Consider the following 394-nt stretch of genomic DNA (forward strand, 5'->3'; position numbering starts at 1 on the left):
GCGCATAACTATCATTCATCCGATGCTCGAAATGCGCTATCCCCCGAATCGCCGGCACGACAGGCTCGAACAACCCCGCATAATCAATCTCAACCGGATAAGGCTTCCGCTCCGGCGTATCGTTGTACCCAAGAATCAACAGCCCACCCGGCTTGAGCACCCGATGGCACTGCTCCATCATCCGCTCGAACCCAATCCGCTCATTCAGCCCCCAGCCGATCACGCCATTGGCAACGACCACGTCGAACGACTCGTCGCCATAAAAGCCGCTCATGTCGGTCGCGCTGCCGATGGTGTGCCTGCCCGGCGGTCCATAGATCGCCTGCGCCGGATCCAGATCCAGGGAGTGGAAATCCATCTTCAGCATGCGCGGGTAATGCCAGGTGTAGTAGTG

The 394-nt window shown here is 58.9% G+C and carries 1 protein-coding gene; it reads right to left on the reverse strand.

Features of this window, described 5'->3' with window-relative positions; translation table 11 throughout:
* A partial coding sequence (locus KUA57_RS09490) for a class I SAM-dependent methyltransferase (protein ID WP_218494159.1) occupies window positions 1–394 on the reverse strand: 394 nt, incomplete at both ends.

It is taken from the genome of Streptococcus vulneris (assembly GCF_019218685.1).
In the GTDB taxonomy this organism is placed as follows: domain Bacteria; phylum Bacillota; class Bacilli; order Lactobacillales; family Streptococcaceae; genus Streptococcus; species Streptococcus vulneris.